Annotated in this window: 23 protein-coding genes and 1 pseudogene; 12 read left to right on the plus strand and 12 right to left on the minus strand. The window is 45.8% G+C overall.

Features of this window, described 5'->3' with window-relative positions:
- Positions 1–262: 262 nt before the first annotated feature.
- A complete protein-coding gene (locus ACLGGO_RS12670; protein ID WP_446337787.1) occupies positions 263–1,633 on the minus strand; it encodes an SGNH/GDSL hydrolase family protein in 1,371 nt (456 codons plus the stop codon).
- Positions 1,634–1,783: 150 nt separating this feature from the next.
- On the opposite strand from ACLGGO_RS12670, the gene ACLGGO_RS12675 reads away from it, so the two are divergent.
- Entirely contained in the window at positions 1,784–2,284 is a 501-nt protein-coding gene (locus ACLGGO_RS12675; protein ID WP_446419581.1) for a low molecular weight protein-tyrosine-phosphatase, read from the plus strand.
- Positions 2,281–3,735: a bifunctional orotidine-5'-phosphate decarboxylase/orotate phosphoribosyltransferase gene (locus ACLGGO_RS12680; protein WP_446419582.1), complete on the plus strand. Its 1,455-nt coding sequence runs from the start codon at positions 2,281–2,283 to the stop codon at positions 3,733–3,735. The genes ACLGGO_RS12675 and ACLGGO_RS12680 overlap by 4 nt, the downstream gene beginning before the upstream one ends.
- Positions 3,736–3,770: 35 nt before the next feature.
- Here ACLGGO_RS12680 and ACLGGO_RS12685 read toward each other — a convergent pair whose 3' ends face one another.
- Positions 3,771–4,061, minus strand: coding sequence for a type II toxin-antitoxin system RelE/ParE family toxin (locus ACLGGO_RS12685; RefSeq protein WP_446337784.1), 291 nt, complete (start codon positions 4,059–4,061; stop codon positions 3,771–3,773).
- Positions 4,061–4,492 (minus strand): type II toxin-antitoxin system ParD family antitoxin, encoded by a 432-nt coding sequence (locus tag ACLGGO_RS12690; RefSeq protein ID WP_446337783.1) that lies wholly within the window; start codon positions 4,490–4,492, stop codon positions 4,061–4,063. The genes ACLGGO_RS12685 and ACLGGO_RS12690 overlap by 1 nt, the downstream gene beginning before the upstream one ends.
- Before the next feature lie 28 nt (positions 4,493–4,520).
- Between ACLGGO_RS12690 and ACLGGO_RS12695 the strand changes: the two genes are divergently transcribed.
- Both ACLGGO_RS12695 and ACLGGO_RS12700 read left to right on the plus strand, forming a co-directional pair.
- Positions 4,521–4,706, plus strand: coding sequence for a hypothetical protein (locus ACLGGO_RS12695; RefSeq protein ID WP_446419583.1), 186 nt, complete (start codon positions 4,521–4,523; stop codon positions 4,704–4,706).
- Between the two features lie 128 nt (positions 4,707–4,834).
- The gene (locus ACLGGO_RS12700; RefSeq protein ID WP_446419584.1) at positions 4,835–5,977 is read left to right on the plus strand and encodes a protein kinase domain-containing protein; all 1,143 of its coding nucleotides are present in this window, start codon (positions 4,835–4,837) and stop codon (positions 5,975–5,977) included.
- A 367-nt stretch (positions 5,978–6,344) separates the two neighbouring features.
- Here ACLGGO_RS12700 and ACLGGO_RS12705 read toward each other — a convergent pair whose 3' ends face one another.
- The 5 genes from ACLGGO_RS12705 to ACLGGO_RS12725 all read right to left on the minus strand — a co-directional run bounded on the left by ACLGGO_RS12705 (position 6,345) and on the right by ACLGGO_RS12725 (position 10,610).
- Complete coding sequence (locus tag ACLGGO_RS12705) at positions 6,345–6,647, minus strand: hypothetical protein (protein WP_446419585.1); 303 nt, start codon at positions 6,645–6,647, stop codon at positions 6,345–6,347.
- Positions 6,648–7,180: 533 nt separating this feature from the next.
- Positions 7,181–7,585 carry a hypothetical protein gene (locus ACLGGO_RS12710; RefSeq protein WP_446419586.1) on the minus strand — a complete coding sequence of 135 codons (405 nt, stop codon included), beginning with the start codon at positions 7,583–7,585 and terminating at the stop codon, positions 7,181–7,183.
- Positions 7,586–7,869: 284 nt separating this feature from the next.
- Positions 7,870–8,241 carry a hypothetical protein gene (locus ACLGGO_RS12715; protein WP_446337776.1) on the minus strand — a complete coding sequence of 124 codons (372 nt, stop codon included), beginning with the start codon at positions 8,239–8,241 and terminating at the stop codon, positions 7,870–7,872.
- A gap of 74 nt (positions 8,242–8,315) precedes the next feature.
- Positions 8,316–8,582: a hypothetical protein gene (locus ACLGGO_RS12720; RefSeq protein ID WP_446419587.1), complete on the minus strand. Its 267-nt coding sequence runs from the start codon at positions 8,580–8,582 to the stop codon at positions 8,316–8,318.
- Positions 8,583–8,909: 327 nt separating this feature from the next.
- A complete protein-coding gene (locus tag ACLGGO_RS12725; RefSeq protein WP_446419588.1) occupies positions 8,910–10,610 on the minus strand; it encodes a mechanosensitive ion channel family protein in 1,701 nt (566 codons plus the stop codon).
- Between the two features lie 286 nt (positions 10,611–10,896).
- On the opposite strand from ACLGGO_RS12725, the gene ACLGGO_RS12730 reads away from it, so the two are divergent.
- The 4 genes from ACLGGO_RS12730 (at position 10,897) to ACLGGO_RS12745 (ending at position 14,956) form a co-directional block, all read left to right on the plus strand.
- The gene (locus ACLGGO_RS12730; RefSeq protein WP_446419589.1) at positions 10,897–11,964 is read left to right on the plus strand and encodes a TIGR00341 family protein; all 1,068 of its coding nucleotides are present in this window, start codon (positions 10,897–10,899) and stop codon (positions 11,962–11,964) included.
- A gap of 229 nt (positions 11,965–12,193) precedes the next feature.
- The gene (gene ahcY / locus ACLGGO_RS12735; protein WP_446419590.1) at positions 12,194–13,471 is read left to right on the plus strand and encodes an adenosylhomocysteinase; all 1,278 of its coding nucleotides are present in this window, start codon (positions 12,194–12,196) and stop codon (positions 13,469–13,471) included.
- 152 nt (positions 13,472–13,623) lie between these two features.
- Positions 13,624–14,244 carry an exopolysaccharide biosynthesis protein gene (locus ACLGGO_RS12740; protein ID WP_446337771.1) on the plus strand — a complete coding sequence of 207 codons (621 nt, stop codon included), beginning with the start codon at positions 13,624–13,626 and terminating at the stop codon, positions 14,242–14,244.
- Between the two features lie 52 nt (positions 14,245–14,296).
- A complete protein-coding gene (locus tag ACLGGO_RS12745) occupies positions 14,297–14,956 on the plus strand; it encodes a Uma2 family endonuclease (RefSeq protein ID WP_446419591.1) in 660 nt (219 codons plus the stop codon).
- 347 nt (positions 14,957–15,303) lie between these two features.
- Here ACLGGO_RS12745 and ACLGGO_RS12750 read toward each other — a convergent pair whose 3' ends face one another.
- The 3 genes from ACLGGO_RS12750 to ACLGGO_RS12760 all read right to left on the minus strand — a co-directional run bounded on the left by ACLGGO_RS12750 (position 15,304) and on the right by ACLGGO_RS12760 (position 17,377).
- Entirely contained in the window at positions 15,304–15,888 is a 585-nt protein-coding gene (locus ACLGGO_RS12750; RefSeq protein ID WP_446419592.1) for a general stress protein, read from the minus strand.
- 322 nt (positions 15,889–16,210) lie between these two features.
- Positions 16,211–16,681, minus strand: a complete 471-nt coding sequence (locus tag ACLGGO_RS12755) for a BON domain-containing protein (protein WP_446419593.1) — start codon at positions 16,679–16,681, stop codon at positions 16,211–16,213.
- 54 nt (positions 16,682–16,735) lie between these two features.
- Positions 16,736–17,377, minus strand: a complete 642-nt coding sequence (locus tag ACLGGO_RS12760; protein ID WP_446419594.1) for a general stress protein — start codon at positions 17,375–17,377, stop codon at positions 16,736–16,738.
- Between the two features lie 255 nt (positions 17,378–17,632).
- On the opposite strand from ACLGGO_RS12760, the gene ACLGGO_RS12765 reads away from it, so the two are divergent.
- Entirely contained in the window at positions 17,633–20,296 is a 2,664-nt protein-coding gene (locus ACLGGO_RS12765; protein WP_446419595.1) for a pentapeptide repeat-containing protein, read from the plus strand.
- On the opposite strand, the gene ACLGGO_RS12770 is transcribed toward ACLGGO_RS12765, so the two are convergent.
- A complete protein-coding gene (locus ACLGGO_RS12770) occupies positions 20,289–20,873 on the minus strand; it encodes a Uma2 family endonuclease (protein ID WP_446419596.1) in 585 nt (194 codons plus the stop codon). The two genes, ACLGGO_RS12765 and ACLGGO_RS12770, sit on opposite strands and share 8 nt — an antisense overlap.
- A gap of 113 nt (positions 20,874–20,986) precedes the next feature.
- Between ACLGGO_RS12770 and ACLGGO_RS12775 the strand changes: the two are divergent.
- The 3 genes and pseudogenes from ACLGGO_RS12775 to ACLGGO_RS12785 all read left to right on the plus strand — a co-directional run.
- Positions 20,987–21,343: pseudogene (locus ACLGGO_RS12775) on the plus strand (pentapeptide repeat-containing protein); the annotation flags it as partial.
- A 123-nt stretch (positions 21,344–21,466) separates the two neighbouring features.
- Positions 21,467–21,688 (plus strand): hypothetical protein, encoded by a 222-nt coding sequence (locus tag ACLGGO_RS12780; protein ID WP_446340406.1) that lies wholly within the window; start codon positions 21,467–21,469, stop codon positions 21,686–21,688.
- Positions 21,689–21,930: 242 nt separating this feature from the next.
- Positions 21,931–22,149 carry a GmrSD restriction endonuclease domain-containing protein gene (locus tag ACLGGO_RS12785; protein WP_446419605.1) on the plus strand — a complete coding sequence of 73 codons (219 nt, stop codon included), beginning with the start codon at positions 21,931–21,933 and terminating at the stop codon, positions 22,147–22,149.
- Positions 22,150–22,283 lie beyond the last annotated feature (134 nt).

The following is a 22,283-nucleotide window of genomic DNA, read 5'->3' on the forward strand; positions in this document are numbered from 1 at the left end:
AGGAATTGACAAAATGTCTCATTGATGATTTTTACATAAACTTTACAAAGCTCCTCAACTTTTATGATTTTTTACCTATCAGCCATTGTCATTTCATCTGTCTCCTCAATTGAGTTACTAATGGTACTGACTGGCATGCTGGTGGGCAATGCCCACCCTACGGAATATCAAAGGTTTGGGTGATCTAAAATTGCTTATTTCAGTGCTATTCGTCTTAGTGCTTCTATGGTTAATTTTAATCTTTTCCTTCCAATCCTTCAGATTAAGGTATAGGTCGAGACGGAGGTACTTGCAGCTTGGGTGAAGCACTCAACGTTTGGTATAAGCTCTCAGATATGACTCGGTTGGCTTCCTCGGTCAAATGAATGGCATCCCAAAACGCCCGATCTGAAAAATTGCGATAAACTTCGTAGAAGTTTAGGGTTTTCACATTTTGGGGATACCAGTTCTGAAGCTGCTGTAGCGATTGGGCTAAAGCGGCATAGCCCTCTTGGATGCGTTGTTGGTAGACGACTCCTAATTCAAGCAAAATTTCCTTCTCTGTGAGTGAGATTTGTTGGTTACCGCGACCGGTAATTTCTGGTTGTATGGCGATAATTAAGGGAACGGATGCCCCAGTTGCTAAGCGAATCATTTGCTTGTGGCGATCGCGATAACGGGTAACTCGTTCTTGTAGTTCCTCTGAGTCAGCGGGAAGATAGTTGGCTAGGTGGGTTGTACCATTCAACGCCGCTAAACTCAGCCGACTCACCGAGGGTTGGGGACGTACTAGCCAGTATTGGATGGCTCTGACAAGATAGGTGTTGGTTACCACAGAGGTTAACTCTTGGCTGAGGTGCGTCCAAAAATGCCCAGAGGCATTACTAAGAAAGGATTCAATATGGGGAATATCCGTTGCCATGCGATCGCTCGGTAGGAGCAAGTCCATGTATCCATCCAAAACAATGATCGCGTCAGGTTGATAGGGCAAAATCTGCAACGCTAACTGAGCCAATTCATTCCCCGATGCATACCCCGGTACAGCCGCATTAATCACCCGATATTGACCGCCTTTAATCTTAGGAGGTAATGCCAACGCCTTTTCTAAATCTGGTTTATAGAAGGGCAAGTCTGTTGGTCGATATTTCTCCGGAGAACGCTGCTGTTGGGCAACCCGTTCATTGAGACGCGCTTCCAGTTGAGCAGCGATGGTGGCTTGATTACTGGGATTCCATTGACCAAACGCCGTCGATCCTCCCAGCAAAAAAATCCGAAATTCAGTGTTGGGTTTGGCTAAGGGAACAGGTTCAGTGTCGCGGAATCCTTGGGGATTAATCTGCCAAAAATTGCTGGTTTGGTCGCCAACAAGCTGATAGCCTACACCAAGACTACGGTGGGCGGCAAGTCGCCCTTGTTCGGATAAACCATCATAAGGCTTGTTCGTGTCATTCAAAAACTTGAGGCGGTAAACATTCACAATCGCTGGTTCACCCTCATAGGCAGCTAACTCAGCGCTTTTGCCCATGACACCAACCAACAGCCGAGTGGACAATTCTAAGAGAATCAAGGCGATCGGAATCGCCAAAACGATCGCGAGCAACGGCAAGGGACTGCGGCGCTTACGGTAGGTGCGACGGCGGCGCGACTTGAACATCAAATAATTTTCCTCAAATCATCACAGAATCGGGCGGCTGCGTTGCTAAACTTAACACGGATGCGGCTATATGACCGACATTAAAACGTGATAGTCACTGCTGATCGCGGGTTAAACATCCAATTTTGTACAGAACTATCCATTATACCTATGCCCTGCAAACTACTCTTTGTCTGCCTTGGTAATATTTGCCGTTCTCCCTCCGCCGAGAACATTATGAATCACTTAATTGAACAAGCGGAACTTCAGGAGAGCATTGTCTGCGATTCGGCGGGGACAGGTGATTATCATATTGGTTCTCCTCCCGATGAACGCATGACTCTAGCCGCCAGCGAACGGGGAATCATCCTCAAGGGCAAAGCCCGACAGTTTCAAGTCTCTGACTTTGAAGCGTTTGACCTGATTTTGGCGATGGATCGGGAGAATTTACGCGATATTCTGTTCCTGGATGCTACGGGGAAGTATCGGGATAAGGTGCGATTAATGTGTGATTTTGCCACTCGTCATCGGATACGAGACGTTCCTGATCCATACTACGGGGGTCCAGAGGGATTTAACCAAGTGATTGATTTACTCCTTGATGCTTGTGAGGGGTTGTTGGAGTATGTAATTAAGACCTATTCCTTACCTGCCAAAGGCAAAGCCCAATGAGCTTTTTCTTGAAACTTAATGCCGCGATCGCACAACATCAAAGTTTACTGGTAGTCGGACTCGATCCCAACCCAGAAATGATGCCCAGACGTTACTCCACCGGAGGACACTCAGGTGATCCCATTGATGGGTTAAGGGATTGGCTCCACTTCATTATCGAGCAAACGGCGGATTTAGTCTGTGCGTATAAGCCCACATTTGGCTTTTACAAGGCGTTGGGCGCATCGGGACTAAACTTATTAGAACAGACACTCGCGGCGGTTCCTGACTCCATCCCGATTATTTTAGATGCTAAACATGGTGACCTAAACACTAGCACTGTTTTTGCAAAGACCATTTTTACTCGATGGCGGGTTGATGCCGTTACTCTGAGTCCTTATTCTGGACAAGACCTCGTTGCACCCTTTTTAATTTATCCCGGTAAAGCTGTCTTTATTCTCTGCTGCACCTCCAATCCGGCGGCTGTTGCCATACAGCAGTATCCCCAACCCCAAACACCGCTTTATCTGCAAGTGGTGAAGGAAGCCAAAACCTGGGGCGCACCCGAAGATTTAGCCCTAGAAGTTGGCACAACCTCTCCAGAACTATTGGCAAAAATTCGGACAATTGCCCCAGAACGCTTAATTTTAGCCCGGAGTATCTGGGCGGAGGGAGGTGCTGAACTTAACCAAATTTTAGCCGCTGGGTTAAATGCCAATGGCGAGGGGTTATTAATTCCCGTTCCCCAGGATATGTTAGCCACAGAGGAACCCGCCGCCGCGATACAACCTCTGCGAGAGGAGATTAATCAGGAAAGAGAGAAAAAGATTCAACAGGGTTCTGCTTGTGACCTATGGATGCCGGATGTCTGTTTTCTAGAACAACATCCGCATCAGGATTTAATTCTCCAACTTTATGACATTGGCTGCATTTTATTTGGTGAATTTGTCCAATCATCTGGAGCCGTTTTTCCCTACTATATTGATTTGCGGAACGTTATATCCAATCCCCAAGTTTTCCATCAAATGCTGAGTGCTTATTCAGAGATTCTGCAAAATTTAACCTTTGACCGGATTGCCGGGATTCCTTATGGTTCATTACCCACGGCAACCGGCTTATCCCTGCGCCTGCATCACCCAATGATTTTTCCCCGCAAAGAAGTGAAAGCCCATGGGACGCGACGGGTAATAGAGGGTCACTTTGAACCAGGGGAAACAGTGGTTGTGGTAGATGATATTTTGATTAGTGGGAAGAGTGTGATGGAAGGGGCGGCGAAGTTGGAGTCAGGGGGATTAAACGTGCAGGATATTGTCGTATTTATTGATCACGAAGGTGGGGTGAAAGATAGATTGAGGGACAATGGTTATCAGGCGCATTCCGTGTTAACGATTTCAGAAATTACTCAAACACTGTATCAAGCGGGGCGGATTAATCAAGAGCAATTTCAGACATTTAATCATAGTGTTCAATAAGCGAACGCCCCTCTAAATTGAATGTCCTGATAATTTCAGATATTCAATGATTCTAAGTCTCGATACCCATTAATGATACGAGCAATATCTATCCCGTCAGGTCGGGGAAAGTAAAATATGATGTAATTTTCCACAATAAAACCTCGGAGATTTGCTTTGATTGAACTGTACGTTTTGCCCATGTTGGGGAATTGAGCAAACTGACGGCACTTATCTCGGACTTTTTCAAAAAATCGAATCGCCAAGTTTGGGTTTATTTCCGACATGGATGCACAAATTTCGTCTAAGTCAGCTAGAGCAGCATCAGAGAATGAATAAGTCCCCATTAGGAATCCTCAGTCTGTTGCTGTAAACGGTTCAGCAGGCGATTAAATACAAGTTCTCCATCTGTAACCTTTCCTTGTTGAATTTGGCTTTCCCCGATTTCGATTTTCTGGCGGAGTTCGGCTAAATATTGTTCTCTTTTATCTAATAGTTCCAAGGCGGCTAATATCACTTCATCCGCCGACTGGTAGCGTCCCCGATTTAATTGATGGGCAATCCGTTGTTCAATTTCTGGCGTAAGGGATAAACTCATGGCGAGAACTCCATACAGATTAACTTGATTATCGTGCGATGTTCGGGGGGCTTCTAGGACAATCTTTGTCTCCTTACCCAAATTTAGCGCAGAAACCCGGTTTCTCAAAACTTCCCACCCCAACCTATCTACATGACCCTGACTGGGTAAGCACGAACTGCCGAGTCCACTGTTAACCACAAAAAGTCCAGAGGGGATTAAACCCTACTTGGATGCAATTCTTAAGCGCTTAGTCCAACTCCAACAGGTGCAGCTTCCTTTATATGAAACAGCAAGTCCAGAAGAATTGGCACAAGCCTTTTATTTGTGGGCTGTAAGTCATGAGTACCATTCACCCCTGTTATCAGATTATGCTGTGAGCCGGGAAAGTATGTACTCAGACAAGGAATTGTAGCATCCTAAACGAAATTAAGTTGAGACGGAACAAAGTAATAGGATAATAGGGTAAAAGGATAAGAGTAAAAAAACTACTCCTCATTTAGAGGCAAAATAGAGATAAACGCTGAATTGCCAACTACCCCCATGAGTTACTGTCTCAATCCTAACTGTACCAACCCCAAAAATCCCGCCGGAACAAAATTTTGCCTTACCTGTGGGTCAAAAGTACGCCTCAAGGAACGTTATCGAACGGTTAAACCCTTGGGACAAGGAGGTTTTGGGCGCACGTTTTTAGCTGTGGATGAAGATAAACCATCCCATCCCCCTTGTGTAATTAAGCAGTTTTTTCCCCAAGCCCAGGGAACCAGTACGGTACAAAAAGCGGCACAGTTATTTACTCAAGAAGCAGTACGATTAGATGAGTTGGGTAAACATCCCCAGATTCCCGAACTGTTGGCGTATTTTTCCCAAGATAGCCATCAATATTTGGTGCAAGAGTTTATTGAGGGCGAAGATTTAGCCCATGAGTTGGCAAGGAAAGGCGCATTTACAGAAGCCCAAATTTGTGAGCTGTTGAATAATTTGTTACCTGTTTTACAATTTGTTCACCAGCATCATGTGATTCACCGCGATATTAAACCGGAAAATATTATTCGTCGAAATCGGGATAAGCAACTATTTCTGGTAGATTTTGGTGCATCGAAAGTGGCGACAGGTACAGCGTTAGCGAGAACCGGGACGGTTATCGGTTCGGTGGGATATGTCGCACCAGAACAAAGTATCGGTAAAGCGGTGTTTGCTAGTGATATTTATAGTCTAGGTGTGACGTGTATCCATCTGCTGACGGGAATCCATCCCTTCGACTTATTTGATGTCAATCAGGGGGTTTGGGTATGGCGACAAGGGTTGAAAAATCCAGTGAGCGATCGCGTGGCTAAAATTTTAGATAAGATGTTAGTCAATGCGACGAATCAGCGCTATCAATCTGTGGCGGAGATACTTAAAGATTTACAGTCTCAAACTCCTGTAGCTAAGATTAAATCGGCAAAACCTGCACCTCCTCCGGCTTCAGCACCAATTAAGTCACAACCCAATCCGCCTCAATATGGGAAAGGTTTAGATAAAGAATTAGCGGATTTAAAATCTGAATTTTTGCAACCACCAACACCTAAAAGTACGCCGCAAAAATCGACACCGCCGACTAAAGGTTCTGCCAATACTCAAAAAACCCAAAGTCAAATGGACAGAGAATTGGAGGATATAAAGTCTCAGTTTTTGGGAGACTAGGTTGTCGTGGTATGGCACACCTTACGCCCAGAAACCGTAGGGGCGCAAGCCCTGTGCGCCCGATTCAATGGTCAAATCTATTCCCCTATTTTTGCTGTGTTATACCAAATCTGGGTTAGCTACCCCCGTTATAACCTAGTCCGCGCAGGCGGACGAAAGTTTGTGTAGCAGCGATTTCAATCGCCTCCTCAAAAGGAGATGATAAAGGCGGACTTTGGTATTACCCACCATCGTGGGAAAAGGCAAGGAAATTTAACAGAATCAAGGGCTTTAGCCCTTAGTACGAACAGGAATCAGGGCGGTTTTTCTTGTTCAGTTATCAGTAACTAGCTTAATTGAGTGCCTAAACCCATCCCTAAAATTTACGTTAGGCGTTGACTTTATCCAACAAATTAGACGCGATAAATTCCCATTCTTGATTCAATTCACCGTTAAATTCTAACTGTCCACTGCGTCTGTACCAATAACGGGCGTTACTTAAGTCGCCTTCTTCGCGGTGAAGATAAGCATGAACCCATGAACTATCACTATCGCTAGCATTCTGCACGATATCATGCGCCCTGTGCCAATCCCCCTTTTTGTCATACCACAACGCTTGCAGCGCTTTTGGTAATTGAGAAGGACATTTTTCCTGTTTTGCCGTTAATTGGGTAAATTCATCCAATACCATAGTTCTAAGCTGTTCGGCGTTTAAACCTTAATATCAAGAATTGCGAAATCGTTGTAGTGCGAGCATCTTGCTCGCTACTAATACCCAATTTAAATGCATGACAGCTTATTGGGCTATACAGTCAGGTTAGTTGGGTTGAGGAATGATATCAAGTCCGAGTTTACTACTCCCTTTATAGTTTAGTCCGCGCAGGCGGACTTTATTTGTGTGGTTCCGCGATTTTAATCGCCAGAGCAAAAAAGGGGAGTACTTATCCACTCAGGATATTTCTACTGGCTATCCAAAAAAGGGAACTTTTAAGGGGTTTATCGTGAGAAAATATAAGAAAAAGACCCACTGGAGGTAGTGGGTCGTCTAGTCTAGTGCAACGCCTTTATACTACCGACTGTAAAATGGGGGAGTATTGGTCTAGCTCACAGTATCCTAGTGATTTAAAAGTGACGGGAGTGCGATCGCGATATCACAGAACTGGCTCCCTCATTCCCCTGACTGCTGCGTTAACATTACGTTTACTGGCATTGGGATACACCGAATTAAGGAGAGCGATCGCCGTAAACCTGTTCAAAGTGAGCATCAATCGGTTCGCAAAAGCTAGGTACACCTTGCTTGAGAGCAGACATCAGGACAGGTGTTGCTAGAATCGCGGGAAGTAGGGGAGTCTGGGCTAGGTATTCAATCACCTGAGTATAAGAGCCATCAAGCAAATCTTGGCGAAATTCCGGCTTACAAATAACCGCACGGCATTTTTTGGCTAAATCATCTAACCATCGAGCATTGTCGCTTTGGGGTTGTTGTCCGGCTCGAATCGCTAGTGCGATCGCGGCGTCTTCTAAATCCCCCTCACAATCCTCAATCGCATCAAGCGCTTGCATCGCTTCGGGGTTATGGGAAAGCTGAGAGCGGAATCGGGCAATTTCTTGAGAGGTCACAATAGTCATAGTTTCTTTTGGGCAAATTACCCAGCCTGGAACACGGTTTGGCAACCATAACCATTTTCGTCTATTGCACCGTTGAACTACCATCTGTAGGGAACCCTTCATCAAGAGTCCCCTACTATGCAGTATCTGCGCTTAAGTCATGAGGGAAAAGGGGGATCAAGGCTGGCGTACTATACCAACTTTGATGAAGTCCCCCCCTTTATTCCTTGGGTACTTTTTCTTTCTATCTCTTCACCCTCTGTCTTGTCCCAACCAAAACGGGGGTAGTTAACCCGAATTGAGTATTACACGCCGAGCAACAGATCACCAATATCTGAACCACTAAGCTGGCGAGCTATTGCCAGTCGAGCTTCCAGTTTGGCAACACTGAACTGATTCCGCAAATATTCTAAATTAGCCAAAGCGTTCGCCTTTTGATTGGTTAGCCGCATTACGGTGTTAAGGGCGTGCTGGTATTCCAAATTCACCTCTAGTAGCTCAAATCGACGCGCCTTGCGTTGTGAGTCATTTTTTAACTCAGAATCGAAGGCAATTTGCTTATCAATACTGGCTTCTAGGCGATGAATGTTAAGTTGCACCGCCTGAATTTGTGAGTCCAAATCATTAACGGTTTGAGCGGCTTGTGCGATCGCGGCTGGGTACTGACTCATGTTCATCGTGAATCTTCCTGTATGAAAGTATCAATCTGGACAATCCTTTATCCGGTTATCCAAGCTAGACAGTTAACCGACTACGCCACCCATTCCGAAGGTTGGGAATTGACTGTCTTGGTGGCTCCATCCATGGAATTCCTCTGAGGCTGAGGATTGGGGGCTTTCTCTAAAAGGTTGACTTCAATATTCACCTCCACCAAATACGATCCAGGTTCGTCCCCCACGGCTTGGGCGATTAAACTGGCAAAATCCGGGCGTTCTGCGGTGATTGGGTGGCGTAGAATGCGTTGTTCCCACTCGTACTCGGCGTTGTGGTTGATGCTGAGGATGTAGTGCTTAATCATGGCGAAAGTCTTGAATGGTTTAGGGGGTCAGGCGTTCACGGTGTAAAATCTTTGATAGTCCCATTATAGTACATTTGTACTTAATTGCCCAGTACTTTTGGGAAGTGGGGTTGTAGGGGCGGGTTTTACCGATAACGTTTCTCCCAAAACCGATAACTTTACTAAACCCGCCCTTATGGGGGTGCAAGGAAAAGATTAAACCTGATTGTTCCTTTTTTTAAAACGAATTTGGTATTGATAAAAAAAATAAAAGACGTAGCATGGCTACGTCTCCATAAGAATTTATGATTGCTTATGACAGCTAACTGGGGTTAGAGAATTGATGCTCTAGTCAATCTCAGCATACTTCGGCTGACTGTCATGGTAACTATTACCATTCGAGTGACCATTCGACAACGATTGCGTCGGTAAGGTGTTATTAAACCAGAGCGCTTGCTGAGGCAATGAAAGCCGGATTCCAGCTTCATCAAATGCCGCTTTTAGACGACGGCGAAACTCTCGCGCCACTTCCCATTGTTTTAGAGGCTGGGTTTTAATCCAAACACGAATAATAAAACCGCGATCGCCAAAGTCATCCACCCCTAAAATATCGGGTTGATCCAGGATACGCTCCCGCCACATTTGGTTCATAACCATCTCATGAGCCACATGCCTAACCAAATCCAATGCTTTATCAACATCGGCTTGATAGGTAACGGGAATATTTAAATCTGCCCGTGACCAATTACTCGAAAGATTCGCCACAATTCTAACTTCACCGTTGGGAATCGTAATTAATCGCCCCTCAGCATCCCGCAACTGAGTAATCCGGAGGTTGATTTTTTCCACAAACCCGCCAACGTCTCCCACGCCAATCACGTCACCAACGGCATACTGATCTTCTAGGAGAATGAAGAAGCCATTGATGGCATCTTTAATCAAGTTTTGCGATGCCAAAGACAAGCCTAAACCAATGATCCCAGCACCAGCTAACAGCGGACCAATGTCAATACCAATTGCCGCTAGCGCCACTAAAAGTCCGATGCCACTAAAACTCAAGGTGATAATATTTTTGGTTACCCCAGAAACCGTTGACACGCGCAACTGCGCTCGCTGAGCGCCTTCGGGCGTCAGTAAATGAGTTCTAGCAATGGCAGAGGAGAAGCGATCCGTTAAGGCATAGGATAGACGGATGATCACGTAAGTTCCTAAGCCGACAATACCCACGCGAATAGGAATTCGGAAACTGGCAAGGATTAAAACCTGTAGGGGTCGTGTGTAAGGAAATAGACTTAAAATGAATAGACTTCCCCCCACCCAGATAACCCCTTGAGTTAGTTGCAGCAGGCGATGTAAAACTTCTTTGACATTTCGCTGTTGATTTTGAGTAAGTTGAGTGGATATTGGTGCGGTGTTCGATTCGGAAGGCTCTAACAGTTGTTTGGAGCGTTTTAAGCGGCGTTCCCAACGAGAAATAAGCAAGCTGGCAACAATCATGGCTACGCCAGTACCCACGGCAATGATCACTCGATTCGTCAAAACGTCGGGTTGTCGTTCCTGTTTTGCCTGGGGAAGTTGTTGATCGAGCTGTTCGATAATTTCGTCTGCTCTAGTCTCTATCGGCACTTCGGTGAGTTGAGCATCTTGATTGGTAACGCTCATTAAGCGAACTTCTTTGAACGGATCACCTTCCTCATCTAGAAGAGAGATGTAAATCTCGGGTAAATTGCTTTCGCCCTCTGCTTCTTCTTGGCGAAACTCTAATTCCGCGTTCTGGTTTTTGAAGTAAGTACGGCTGATATCCTGTAATCGTTGTTCAATTTCTTGAATACGTTGGGGTAACTGCGATGTTGGTGCGGCAATCTCGAATAAACAGCGACCGTCGAGTCGGACACATTTGGAAACGACAGCATTCTCTGATGGCTGCTTGAGGGGACTAGGAGTAGGTATGTTGAGATTGGGTAAACCGGGTAGCTGAGCCTGAACTGGAGAGATAACCCAGCCAGCTAACGCCATTGATCCGGCAATTGTCAAAGCTGAAATTCGCATATTCTTCGTCCTGATGGTTTGCCTGTTACTTTTCTTCACATCCAAGTATATAGACTAAAAAAAAAATTAACAGGAGCGAATTGGGGGCAAAAGGTAGCAAAATGGGCAATATGACTTTGTTTGAGGCGAATATGAATTCTTGTTCAAAAAAAGTTATAGCATTCGAGCCAGTCACAAGCAAATATTAACAATCACGACTTTTGAGTTATCCTCCATCTTAGGAGGTAGTTTGAGGAAAGTCTTTCCGTGCGAACCGAATCCATCAACCACCTATTTCATTGAACTAATGCGACGATATATACTCATGCTCAATCGGCTTTTACCGGAAGCCGTCACTGAAGATGTATTTAAAGAACTTCATCAAGAGTTGTCAATTGATGCGAATTGGACGATTAACTATGTTGTACTGACGATTAGTTCTTGTCTGATTGCCACGTTTGGTCTGATTAGCAATAGTACCGCCGTAATTATTGGCGCGATGATCATTGCCCCGTTAATGCTGCCCTTACGGGGATTAGCGTTTGGGGCTTTGGAAGGAGATTTAAAGTTATTTCGCAAAGCCTTAGGCGCGATCGCAGGTGCGACGATCTTAGCATTAGTTCTCTCGTGGTTAACGGGACGGATTGCTGGGATTCCTGAATATGGTTCAGAAGTGCTTTCTCGCACACAACCGAATTTAGTAGACTTGGGGATCGCGGTGGTAGCAGGCGGGATCAGTAGTTTTGCCAAGATTCGCGCCCGTATCAGCGATGCCTTAGCTGGGGTTGCGATCTCGGTTGCCCTAATGCCACCCTTATGTGTGGTCGGTTTGTCGCTGTCTCAGGGGATTTGGTCGTTTAGCTTAGGCGCATTTTTACTCTATTTCACCAATCTGCTGGGTATCACCTTAGCCTGTATGCTGGTGTTTATCGTCGCCGGTTACACCAAAATCAGTCACGCCTTAGGCTGGACATTTGGCTTCACCGCCCTCCTCTTCCTGCCGTTAGGTGTCAGTTTTTTGGAATTAGCCAGACAAGCTCGACTGCAAGCCACGATTAATAATACCCTGGTACGGCGAACGATTACCATCGGTCAGCCAGACGTGCAACTGGTTGGAACCAAAGTGAATTGGACAGCAACGCCACCCATAGTCTATCTCACAGTTCAGACGGATCAAGACATCACACCGAAGCAGGTACGGTTGGTTCAGGAGTTTATCTCCAAGGAAATCGGACGCCCCTATCAGCTTGTTTTCTTCGTCAGTGAGATCAAACAAGTTACGGCACAAGAACCAGAGGAATCCCCAGAACCCGTCCCACCCTTATTACCCCCCGTCCAAGCCCCTGTTCTCCACCAGCCACCAAGCCGTCTGTAGGGGCGGGTTTCAATACTGTAAGGGATAGGGGAGCCGGGGGAGCAGAGGGAGCTGGGGGAGAGAAAGTTATATCTTGGAATGCAACTTGGTATGAGAGCTTGCTGCGAGCAGTATTGCGGCGAGTAATGGGACTAAAGGTGAGCTAGTCAGCGATAACTGCACAATAAAACCTGCCCTTGTTGAATCAGTTAAGATGGCAATGCAAATTTAAATAAAACCAACCAAATCCATGACAGTAACATCTACTGCGCTCAAACACGAAGTCAAAGACCTATCCCTAGCGCCTTTAGGCAAACAGCGAATCGAATGGGCTGGACGGGAAATGCCCGTTTTGCGGCAAATTCAGGAGCGTTTTGCCCAAAGCAAACCTCTGGCAGGGATTCGTCTAGTCGCCTGCTGCCACGTTACAACAGAAACCGCCCATTTAGCGATCGCGCTGAAAAATGCTGGGGCTGACTCGCTGCTGATTGCCAGCAATCCCCTGTCTACTCAGGATGATGTCGCCGCTAGTTTAGTCGCCGATTACGGGATTCCTGTATTTGCCATCAAAGGCGAAGATAACGCCACCTACAACCGCCATGTTCAAATTGCCCTAGATCACAAACCCAATTTGATCATCGATGATGGGAGCGATGTCACGGCGACTCTGGTTAAGGAACGGCAAAACCAGATTGGTGATATTATCGGTACAACCGAAGAAACCACCACAGGAATTGTCCGGTTGCAGGCAATGTTCAAAGAGGGGGTTCTCACTTTCCCCGCCATGAACGTGAACGACGCCGATACTAAGCACTTCTTTGATAACCGCTACGGTACAGGACAATCCACCCTAGATGGTATTATCCGCGCCACCAACATCTTGCTAGCCGGGAAAACTATTGTAGTTGCGGGTTATGGTTGGTGTGGCAAAGGTGCCGCGATGCGGGCGCGAGGGATGGGTGCGAATGTTATTGTTACTGAAATTGACCCGATTAAAGCGATTGAAGCCGTCATGGATGGCTTCCGGGTAATGCCCATGATTGAAGCTGCATCCCACGGCGATGTATTTATCACCGTTACCGGAAACAAGCATGTCATTCGCCAAGAACATTTTGAGGTGATGAAAGACGGCGCAATGGTTTGTAACTCCGGTCACTTTGATATTGAAATTGACCTGAAAACCTTGGCAGATCTATCAACAGAATATCGCCAAGTCCGCAACTTTACTCAACAGTATTTCCTGAAAAACGGTAAATCTGTCATCGTGTTGGGTGAAGGGCGTTTGATTAACCTGGCTGCAGCCGAAGGACACCCCAGCGCCGTGATGGATATGAGCTTTGCTAACCAAGCCTTGGCGTGCGAATATCTGGTGCAGAATAAGGGTAAACTAGAACCCGGTCTACATTCAATTCCCACTGAGATTGATAAGGAAATTGGACGGCTGAAATTGCAGGCAATGGGGATCTCAATTGATACATTAACCACGGAGCAAGTTGAGTATATGAACTCTTGGACGTCAGGAACCTAGTTCTGAATTTTCAGGGTGTGGTATTATCCCCGACTCGATCCCCATCCCCAACTTGATCTTCCCAACTCGATCCCCGACTTCTTGAAGAAGTTGGGGATCTCCAGAAGTCGGGGAGCTAATTCATTGTTATAGTGTCAAAGGGTTTCAGTAAAATGGCTCGACTTTCGGTTGAATTGCAACGTTATTTTTTTGAAGAAGATCGACAGCCCCAGGTGAAACTAGCGGATATCCTTTCTTTCGCCGGGGAGCGAATTTTTGGGTTTTTGTTTGTTATCCTTTCCCTTCCCTCGGCTTTACCTGTTCCAGCACCAGGTTATTCGATCCCCTTTGGCATTGTCATGTTTATCTTAGCCGTTCAGCTTATCGCTGGCGCAAAACGTCCCTGGTTACCCCAGAAAATCATGAATGGCAGGATGAAGCTGGAAACAATACAGAAACTTGTCAAAAGCGGGATTCCTTGGTTAAGACGGATTGAAGCGATCGCGCGTCCACGTCTACCTTATATCTGTACCAGTTTACCCGGTCGTGTCGTGATTGGGGTGGCGATCGCGCTGATGTCTATCTCGATGATGATTCCCATTCCCGGAACCAATACCTTACCCGCCATGGGTATTTTTGTCACGGGCTTCGGCTTAATTGAAGATGATGGGGCAATTACCTTAGGCGGATTAGTTGTGTGTTTAATGGGCGGAATTCTCTCGACTTCTATTTTACTCGCCGTTTGGTTTGGGGGGACAAGTTTGCTGGATTGGATTAAAGATGTTTTGCGTTAAACAATGCCAGCTAAAATAAACACCAAATCCATTGTTTTCAACTCAACCTACCATGTCCCAAATTCAAGAACTCGCTCCTTCCCAAGATATCTCACAAGATGTTATCTTTCCCCCTGGTGACCTCTATAGTGATGAACCCCCCTTGGAAACTGAACTACATCTGCGACAAATCATCTTACTACTCAACAGCTTAGAATGGCTATGGCGAGATAGAAATGATTTCTACGTCGCTGGCAACCTTACCATCTATTACAGTCCCCGTCAACGCAAATCGGAACACTTCCGAGGACCTGACTTTTTTGTTGTGCTAGACACTGAACGGAAAACTCGGAAAAGCTGGGTAGTCTGGGATGAAGATGGCAAATATCCAAATGTGATTATTGAAATCCTTTCTCCTAAAACGGCTGATACTGACAAAGGATTTAAGAAAAAACTATATCAAGATACCTTTCGTACCCCTGACTACTTTTGGTTTGATCCAAATACGTTAGAATTTGTTGGATTTCATTTAGTGGATGGAGACTATCAACCCCTAGAAGGGAACTCTCAAGGACAATTGTGGAGTCAGCAGCTTGGTTTGTTTCTAGGAATTCATCAGAATCAGTTGCGTTTTTTTACCCCTGAAGGCAAACTCGTACCGACACCAGAAGAAGTTGCCGAACGCTACGCCGCCAAACTGCGAGAATTAAACATTGATCCCGAAACCCTTTAAGTAGAGTCTGCTGTTGGGAGTTGTGAGGTGAGCAGGGGATGGGGAGACGCAGAAAGTGTATACCTGTTTTGCGGCTTTCGTCATTTGTAATTTGTAAGGGTTTGAGAAATATTAAATTGCGCTCAAACATAGTAGATAGGAAAAGCAGGGGAGGCAGGGGAGGCAGGGGAGGCAGGGGGAGAGAAAGTTATATCTTTGAATGCAACTTGGTATGAATATTAATAGAGTTGGGTTTATTTCCACCAACTTACTTAGAAAATCGCTTCGTATAACCCGATTAGATTGTTGCAGTCGGTTTTAACCGACTTAAGCTATTAGCCAAGAACTTGAGTTCTTGGCTTCTAACTCTAGCGAGAAGCTTTGTTTCTAGGAGCCTCATAAATTTTCCATTCCCGAATTCCCCTAGGACTAAGAATTGCTTCAGCCAAATCAACTTGATCAGGGGTTCCTTCTACCATAATCAAATACTCACCTTTAGCCACTAAGTCGTGATAAACTTTCGCTTGCTCGTCAGGAACACCCCAACCAACCAAACCACCAACTAAACCCCCACCGACTGCGCCAACTGCACCACCAGCAACGGCTGTCGCCAAGGCGTTAGCCGCAACGCTACCGAAGGCTAAAACTTGACCAGCGCCAGGGAGTAGAAACGCTGCATAAGTGGTAATACCTAGGGCTTCCAATGCACCCAAAACAGCGCCGCCGATTCCACCCGTAGCCGCGCCAGCTTTAGCCCCTTTACTGATTTGATGTCCTGTACCTTTTTCCACATCAACACCAGCAATTTCTTCGTTCCTACCCGCATCTCTAGCAACGACGGAGATTTGCTCTTTAGGAAAATTTGCCCGTTTCAAATCCTGTACAGCTAACTCCGCTTCATCATGAGTCGGGAATACACCGAGCGCGTGTCTGTTGTGTTGATATTCAGCCATGTCTCCCTCGCTTTATAATTGTTTCAGCACAAATTCAGCCTTGAATGCTAGATTTGTGCCTTCTTACCCTGTTTACTACACATTGAGGCAGGCATTCATCTGTCAATAGAGATATAGCAGTGGACACATAGCTGAGGACGAACGAACAGTGGTAGAGACGTTCCGGCGGAACGTCTAAATCTTTATGTGTCCTAACTAATGCTAGGGGTTACTATAAATTAATGTCCAGAACCCCTATCTGTAGGGACATGATATGTCGTTTAACTACACATAAGCCAATGAAATACCCTCCATTTCCTACTTTCCCAAGTAGGTAGAAATCTTAACCGTTATAGGGTGGTAACTTGGGTCCTACCTCAGCTTGGACATTGACATCCCGAACCCCTCTAATTTCCCTTGCTAAAGGTTCAATCCGTTCCAGATTTTCTTGGGTTTGGACGTATCCGGTTACCGTAACAATTCCCTGATTTGCTTGAACCGCTAGTTGAGAGGTTGCCAGGTTAACCTCTAACTTACTTCGCACTTCACTTTGTACGTTACTATCAGAGCGTTCTTGTCCTTCCCTGAACACATTGTATCGTTGCTCCCGCGCCCGAATGTCAGCATTGGCTTGCGCTCTGCGGATGGGGTTCGTTGCATCGCTTTCATTTCTTAACACAGTGTCTAAGTCCGGAGGATTAGCAACCTCATTGATCGAATCAGGAGCGCTATTACTGGTTCTAGCGACATCACCACAGGCGGAAACCCCTAAACTTAAAACACCGGTCAAACATAAGAGTGTAAACTTATTCATTTTTCCTTTCCTCTTTGATGGTAAATAATCAGTAAAGATGTATATCAATCCATCTCAATTCAGTTCGGGTTCTCGATAAACCGTTGATCTAGAAATCTGAGCATGAGGATCATCAACAGCCGCAACCGGGAAATCGGTATTTACCCCCTTCATCTCTGGAGCATTGTAAACTCCCAATTCTTCGATTCCTCCATCTTTAAGTAGGGCAATAGCCTGACGAATTTGATCATCCGTACCTTCGACAATGACCAAAAAATCACCCCGTAAAAATCGTTCATGATATGCTTTGGCTTGTTTTCTGGGAATACCTAATCCAATCAGTGCACCCAAAAGTCCACCACTCACCGCGCCAATTCCTGTCCCAGCTAAGGTTGTGGCTACAGCAGTCCCCAAAGCGTCTGCTAACATGATGGGACCAATCAGAGGAATCGCTAACGCACCAACACCGACGAGTACGCCAGTTACCAATCCTATGACACCGCCAACAACAGCGCCATTAGCAGCCTGTTTACCTGATTGATTACCCCTGCGACTCTTCTGCTGATTCTCCTGAGACGAGTTCTCTTCTAGTTCTCTAGCAACCACAGTAACCTGATCCAGGGGAAATTTAGCCCGGTTGAGTTCTTGCAGTGCTTGTGTTACCGCTTCCCGGCTGGTAAAGATACCGATCGCCCGTTTTTGTTGATGTAAAGCCATTGTTCTCTCCTTCTACACGCTAGAGATAAATCAGTCTATCGTTAATTTATAAGTAAATCTTATCTTTTTGGGGATGTTATTTCCTCAATCCATAGGTGTAACTTTAGTCTCTATCCAGAGAAAGAAGGACATCTATAAACTATGAATTTGAATAGCCGATCGCCCGTTTTCTATTCCCTATTCCCTATTCCCTGACAAATGACGTAGCTTGTTATCGAGAGGCGAGTATGACAAATGACAAATGACAAATGACGAATGACCTATAAATTTATTACCACCGAACCACTGGGTAAAGGAGGTGAAGGCGGTGAACAAAAAACCTGGGACGCTGTACAGAGAGCATTTAGCGATCGCACCTGTATCGGATATTGGCGCTATCCTATATTTTCCAAGGTGGGTAAGTCTCGCAAGGAACCTGATATTCTGATTGTGGACGCCCAACTGGGTTTAGTCGTGATCGAGATTAAATCCGTCACCATCGACCAAATTCTGGCAATTACAGGTCATCGCTGGGAGTTCCAAAACTATTACACGACCAGCAGTAACCCTTACCAACAGGCGGAAAATCAGTTATTTTCACTATTGGGCTACTGCGATCGCGAACCGATGTTGCGCCGTAAAGTCACAGGGCGGGCGTTAATTTGCCTTCCTTTAATTACCGAGGCTGAATGGTATCAAAGCGGCTTCTACCAACTCCCTAGCTGTCCCCCAATTATCTTTCACGATAGCCTATCCCCCTGGAATTCCCTAGTTAAACTCATTCACCAAACCTATCCGATTATCAAAGGAACACCTCTGAGTAACCAGCAGTGGAAATTACTGCAAGCGGTGATTAGTGGGACACCTGTTTTCCGGACAAAACAGCGCGTTAAGGCGCACAGTAATACTATCCTCAAAACTATTAATGGCACGCCTCAACAAACCCGTGGTAGTATTCTTGCTCAGGTACGCCAACACCTATCCGAATTCGATTTAGCCCAAGAACATATCGCCAAATCCATTCCCCCCGGTCCGCAAAGGATTCGGGGGATAGCGGGTTCAGGGAAAACAGTATTACTCTGTCAAAAAGCCGCCCATATCCACCTCAAGCATCCCGACTGGGATATCGCCCTCGTCTTCTTCAGCCGCAGCCTCTATCACAACATTATTGCCCAACTAGATAAATGGTTGCGCCGCTTTAGTAGTGGCGAAATCAGATATGACGAAATAGGGAATCGGAAATTAAAAGTTCTGCACGCTTGGGGGGGCAAAAAACAACCCGGATTTTATAGTACCCTTTGCCGCAACACGGGGGTAAAGGCGCTTACCGTCAACGATATAGAAATCAAGCAACCTCATCAGGCATTAGCTCAAGTTTGTCGCCGTCTTTTAGAAGATACAGCTATCCCAAAATTATACGATGCCATTTTAATCGATGAAGGTCAAGATTTAATCGTCGATGAACCCATGAAATTTGAGGGGAAACAGCCTTTTTACTGGATGGCATATCAGGCATTACGACCCGTTGAACCCGTCCAACCTGAACAACGGCGGTTAATTTGGGCGTATGATGAAGCGCAAAGTTTAGAAAGCTTGAATATCCCTAATGCTAGTGAATTGTTTGGTGAAGAATTAGGACATTTAGTCACCGGACAATATGGGGGAGGAATTAGAAAAAGTGAAACCATGCATCGCTGTTACCGTACTCCAGGAGCAATTCTCACGGCGGCACACGGGATTGGTATGGGGTTATTGCGGCGGGGGGGGATGTTGACAGGAATTACCCGTGTTGAGGATTGGCAAGCGATTGGCTATGAAGTAACTGGAAAGTTTCGTCCAGGTCAACAAATTACCGTGAGACGCCCATCAGAACATTCACCGAATTTGGTATCAAAACTTTGGCAGGGTTCTTTATTTGAGTTTATCGCCTATCGATCGCGTCAGGAAGAATTAACGGCACTGGCGGATAATATTTTCTACAATCTTCGCTATGACGGGCTGAAACCTAGTCGCGAGATACTGGTGATTGTTTTGGGGTTGGGGTTCGAGGCGATGCGACTGGAAACAGCGGTGGCAGAGTTTTTGATGTCTCAGGGAATTGATATTTATATTCCCAGTGCGATGGATTGTAATATGCTGCATATTGATAAAGATACCCGTGATCCAAATAAGTTTTGGTGTGAGGGTGGTGTTACCGTGTCTCGTATCCATCGGGCGAAGGGAAATGAGGCGGATATGGTGTATGTGGTGGGGTTAGATAATGTAGCAAAAGATGAGAGTAATCTGCAATTGCGGAATCAGTTATTTGTGGCGTTAACTCGGGCAAAAGGGTGGGTAAAGTTGAGTGGGGTGGGTTCTTATCCTTTGTATGAGGAGATGTGGCGGGTGATGCAGAGTGGGGATACGTTTACCTTTACATTTCGACATCCGCCCCAGCGAGAGATTAGTGTAACCGATGTTGGGGAAGTGCGATCGCGTTATCAGAGTGGCGGGAGAAATTTTCAGAATGCGGAGTTAGCGGGGGCGCAGTTAGCGGGGGCGGATTTGCGTAACGCTAATTTAATTGGCGCGATGTTGCGGGGGGCGAATTTACAGCAGGCGCAGTTAGATGGGGCGAAGTTGGTGATTGCAGATTTAAGTGAGGTTGACTTGAGTGGGGCGAGTTTATGCAAGGCGAAGCTGGTGGGGGCGAGTTTGAAGCAGGCGCGGTTAAGCGGGGCGGATTTGAGTTGGGCGAAATTGGGGAATGCGGATTTAAGGGGGGCGGAGTTAGTGGGGGCGAAGTTAGTGGGGGCGAGTTTGAGTGGGGCGGATTTAAGGGAGGCAGATTTGACGGGGGCAAATTTGGATAAAGCGGATTTGAGTGAGGTGAATTTCGAGGGGGCGAGGATGCCAGATGGGAGTATTTGTAAGACTAATTGGTCTGAAATATCTAGCTAGGAAACACGCTGGATAAATCTAGAGATAAATCAGAGAAACTCGGCAGAGTCACACGAGCATTCGGCAGGAAAATCTGCTTATTGGCATAGCCAAAGTTACCTTGTAAATCTTGATACGGTTGAGTATAAACTTCCAAACAACTAGCTAACAAATTAAATATCCAATAATCAGAAATTCCCGACTCAGCGTAGAGGGGTAACTTCACCTCTTGGTCATACTTAAGTGTAGAATCTGCCACCTCAACGACTAATAAAATATCACCGGGACGAGGATGACCCGATAAGTAGCGATCGCTACGATTACGCGCAATCACCAAGTTGGGTTCGGGTTGGCTATTGGGAGGCAACGTAATTGGTTCCTGTCCTCGAACAATCGCCCGCCGTTGCAACAACATCGTCGTTTCGTAAACCAAGGAGGTATTGCAAACGGTGTGAGTGGTTCCTTTCGCTACCATTTGCATCAGTTCTCCGCGAATTAACTCCACTCGGTCATTTTCTGTGAGAAACCCCAGTTCAAGGAGACGGTGATAGTCTAAGAGCGTAAACCGTTTTGGAGTAACAGTGCTGAACGTAGCCATAAGTCGCGACAATCTGTCAGGGATAGACGAGAGAGTTTAACCACAGTCTAGCCCAAAAATCAGCCCAGTAATCAGCCCAGTAACCAGCCCAGTAATCAAAGCATTGTGAGCCGAGGCATCAATTATTTGTGGCGTTAACTCGGGCAAAAGGGTGGGTGAAGTTGAGTGGGGTGGGTTTTTATCCTTTGTATGAGGAGATGTGGCGGGTGATGCAGAGTGGGGATACGTTTACCTTTACATTTCGCCATCCGCCCTAGCGAGAGATTAGTATAACCGATGTTGGGGAAGTGCGATCGCGTTATCAGAGTGGCGGGAGAAATTTCCAGAATGCGGAGTTAGCGGGGGCGGATTTAAGGGAGGCAGATTTGACGGGGGCTAATTTGGATAAGGCGGATTTGAGTGAGGTGAATTTCGAGGGGGCGAGGATGCCAGATGGGAGTATTTGTAAGACTAATTGGCGTGAGATGTGACAGGGTATGGTAGGGGCGGGTTTGACGACAACGGTGGCGGCGTTTGGAATTCACGCTGGTAAACCCGCCCTGGTTAAACGTGTCAGCTATAAAATAAATAATAGGAGTGGGAGAAATTTAATCATGAATCTTACCGCTAAAATTCCAGATGCCTTATATCAACAAGTTGCCGCTTTAGCCAAGCGGGAAAATATTTCTGTTGAACAATTGGTGACTATTGCTTTATCGGCTTGGATAACGAAAGACTATATCGAGGAAAAAGCTAAACAGGGACGTTGGCACAAATTTCAACAGGTTTTACATAAAGTTCCCGATGTTGAACCGGAACCAGAGGACAGATTGTAGTCTGTGTTACCCGTAGCAGAGGATGTGTAATGAATTTTACTTAGTCAATGCGATCGCTGATATCTTTAGATGCTGACCATGCCCATAAAAGGAGCTATGTATGAGTCTTGTAAAAATCCACGCTACTGAATATCCCATCTATAAAGTCGGCGACCTATCAAAGTGATAAACGTACAGAGGAAGTCAATCAACTGTTTAAGCAGTTAAACCATGTTGATAATTCTGACTGGATACCACCAGCTATTTTTTACCTTTCTAATAATCACAATAATTCTGACAGTCAAGCACAAAACTATGACTTTGAGCTGAAAAAGCAGAAGTATTTCACGACGAAAACAGGCGTTTCTCCCTTTGCTTTAACAACCCAAGTGTTGAACGAACAGGAATGGACGCCGGAAGTAATTGAGCGGCGACAGAAAAAGCTGATTGATAAGCTCAAGGAAGTTTGGCGCTTGGAGTGATCGGCATTTTTTGTGCGATCGCAGAAAAGGTAAATTCACTGACAGGACAACAAGAAAGGACACAATTAGGGTTGAGTCTAACAGGAACGTTGGGATAAATTTCAACAGGTTTTACATAAAGTTTCCGATGTTGA

This window comes from Coleofasciculus sp. (assembly GCF_046565525.1).
In the GTDB taxonomy this organism is placed as follows: Bacteria; Cyanobacteriota; Cyanobacteriia; order Cyanobacteriales; family Coleofasciculaceae; genus Coleofasciculus.

Bases quoted from the DNA above. Each gene is read 5' to 3' on its own strand.
- ACLGGO_RS12750 (WP_446419592.1), bottom strand. From the start codon at position 15,888: ATGGCTGAATATCAACACAACAGACACGCGCTCGGTGTATTCCCGACT.
- ACLGGO_RS12670 (WP_446337787.1), bottom strand. From the start codon at position 1,633: ATGTTCAAGTCGCGCCGCCGTCGCACCTACCGTAAGCGCCGCAGTCCC.
- ACLGGO_RS12700 (WP_446419584.1), top strand. From the start codon at position 4,835: ATGAGTTACTGTCTCAATCCTAACTGTACCAACCCCAAAAATCCCGCC.
- ACLGGO_RS12770 (WP_446419596.1), bottom strand. From the start codon at position 20,873: ATGGCTACGTTCAGCACTGTTACTCCAAAACGGTTTACGCTCTTAGAC.
- ACLGGO_RS12705 (WP_446419585.1), bottom strand. From the start codon at position 6,647: ATGGTATTGGATGAATTTACCCAATTAACGGCAAAACAGGAAAAATGT.
- ACLGGO_RS12745 (WP_446419591.1), top strand. From the start codon at position 14,297: ATGTCCCAAATTCAAGAACTCGCTCCTTCCCAAGATATCTCACAAGAT.
- ACLGGO_RS12675 (WP_446419581.1), top strand. From the start codon at position 1,784: ATGCCCTGCAAACTACTCTTTGTCTGCCTTGGTAATATTTGCCGTTCT.
- ACLGGO_RS12765 (WP_446419595.1), top strand. From the start codon at position 17,633: ATGACCTATAAATTTATTACCACCGAACCACTGGGTAAAGGAGGTGAA.
- ACLGGO_RS12780 (WP_446340406.1), top strand. From the start codon at position 21,467: ATGAATCTTACCGCTAAAATTCCAGATGCCTTATATCAACAAGTTGCC.
- ACLGGO_RS12720 (WP_446419587.1), bottom strand. From the start codon at position 8,582: ATGATTAAGCACTACATCCTCAGCATCAACCACAACGCCGAGTACGAG.
- ACLGGO_RS12680 (WP_446419582.1), top strand. From the start codon at position 2,281: ATGAGCTTTTTCTTGAAACTTAATGCCGCGATCGCACAACATCAAAGT.
- ACLGGO_RS12760 (WP_446419594.1), bottom strand. From the start codon at position 17,377: ATGGCTTTACATCAACAAAAACGGGCGATCGGTATCTTTACCAGCCGG.
- ACLGGO_RS12715 (WP_446337776.1), bottom strand. From the start codon at position 8,241: ATGAACATGAGTCAGTACCCAGCCGCGATCGCACAAGCCGCTCAAACC.
- ACLGGO_RS12755 (WP_446419593.1), bottom strand. From the start codon at position 16,681: ATGAATAAGTTTACACTCTTATGTTTGACCGGTGTTTTAAGTTTAGGG.
- ACLGGO_RS12725 (WP_446419588.1), bottom strand. From the start codon at position 10,610: ATGCGAATTTCAGCTTTGACAATTGCCGGATCAATGGCGTTAGCTGGC.
- ACLGGO_RS12740 (WP_446337771.1), top strand. From the start codon at position 13,624: ATGGCTCGACTTTCGGTTGAATTGCAACGTTATTTTTTTGAAGAAGAT.
- ACLGGO_RS12730 (WP_446419589.1), top strand. From the start codon at position 10,897: ATGCGACGATATATACTCATGCTCAATCGGCTTTTACCGGAAGCCGTC.
- ahcY (WP_446419590.1), top strand. From the start codon at position 12,194: ATGACAGTAACATCTACTGCGCTCAAACACGAAGTCAAAGACCTATCC.
- ACLGGO_RS12710 (WP_446419586.1), bottom strand. From the start codon at position 7,585: ATGACTATTGTGACCTCTCAAGAAATTGCCCGATTCCGCTCTCAGCTT.
- ACLGGO_RS12685 (WP_446337784.1), bottom strand. From the start codon at position 4,061: ATGGGGACTTATTCATTCTCTGATGCTGCTCTAGCTGACTTAGACGAA.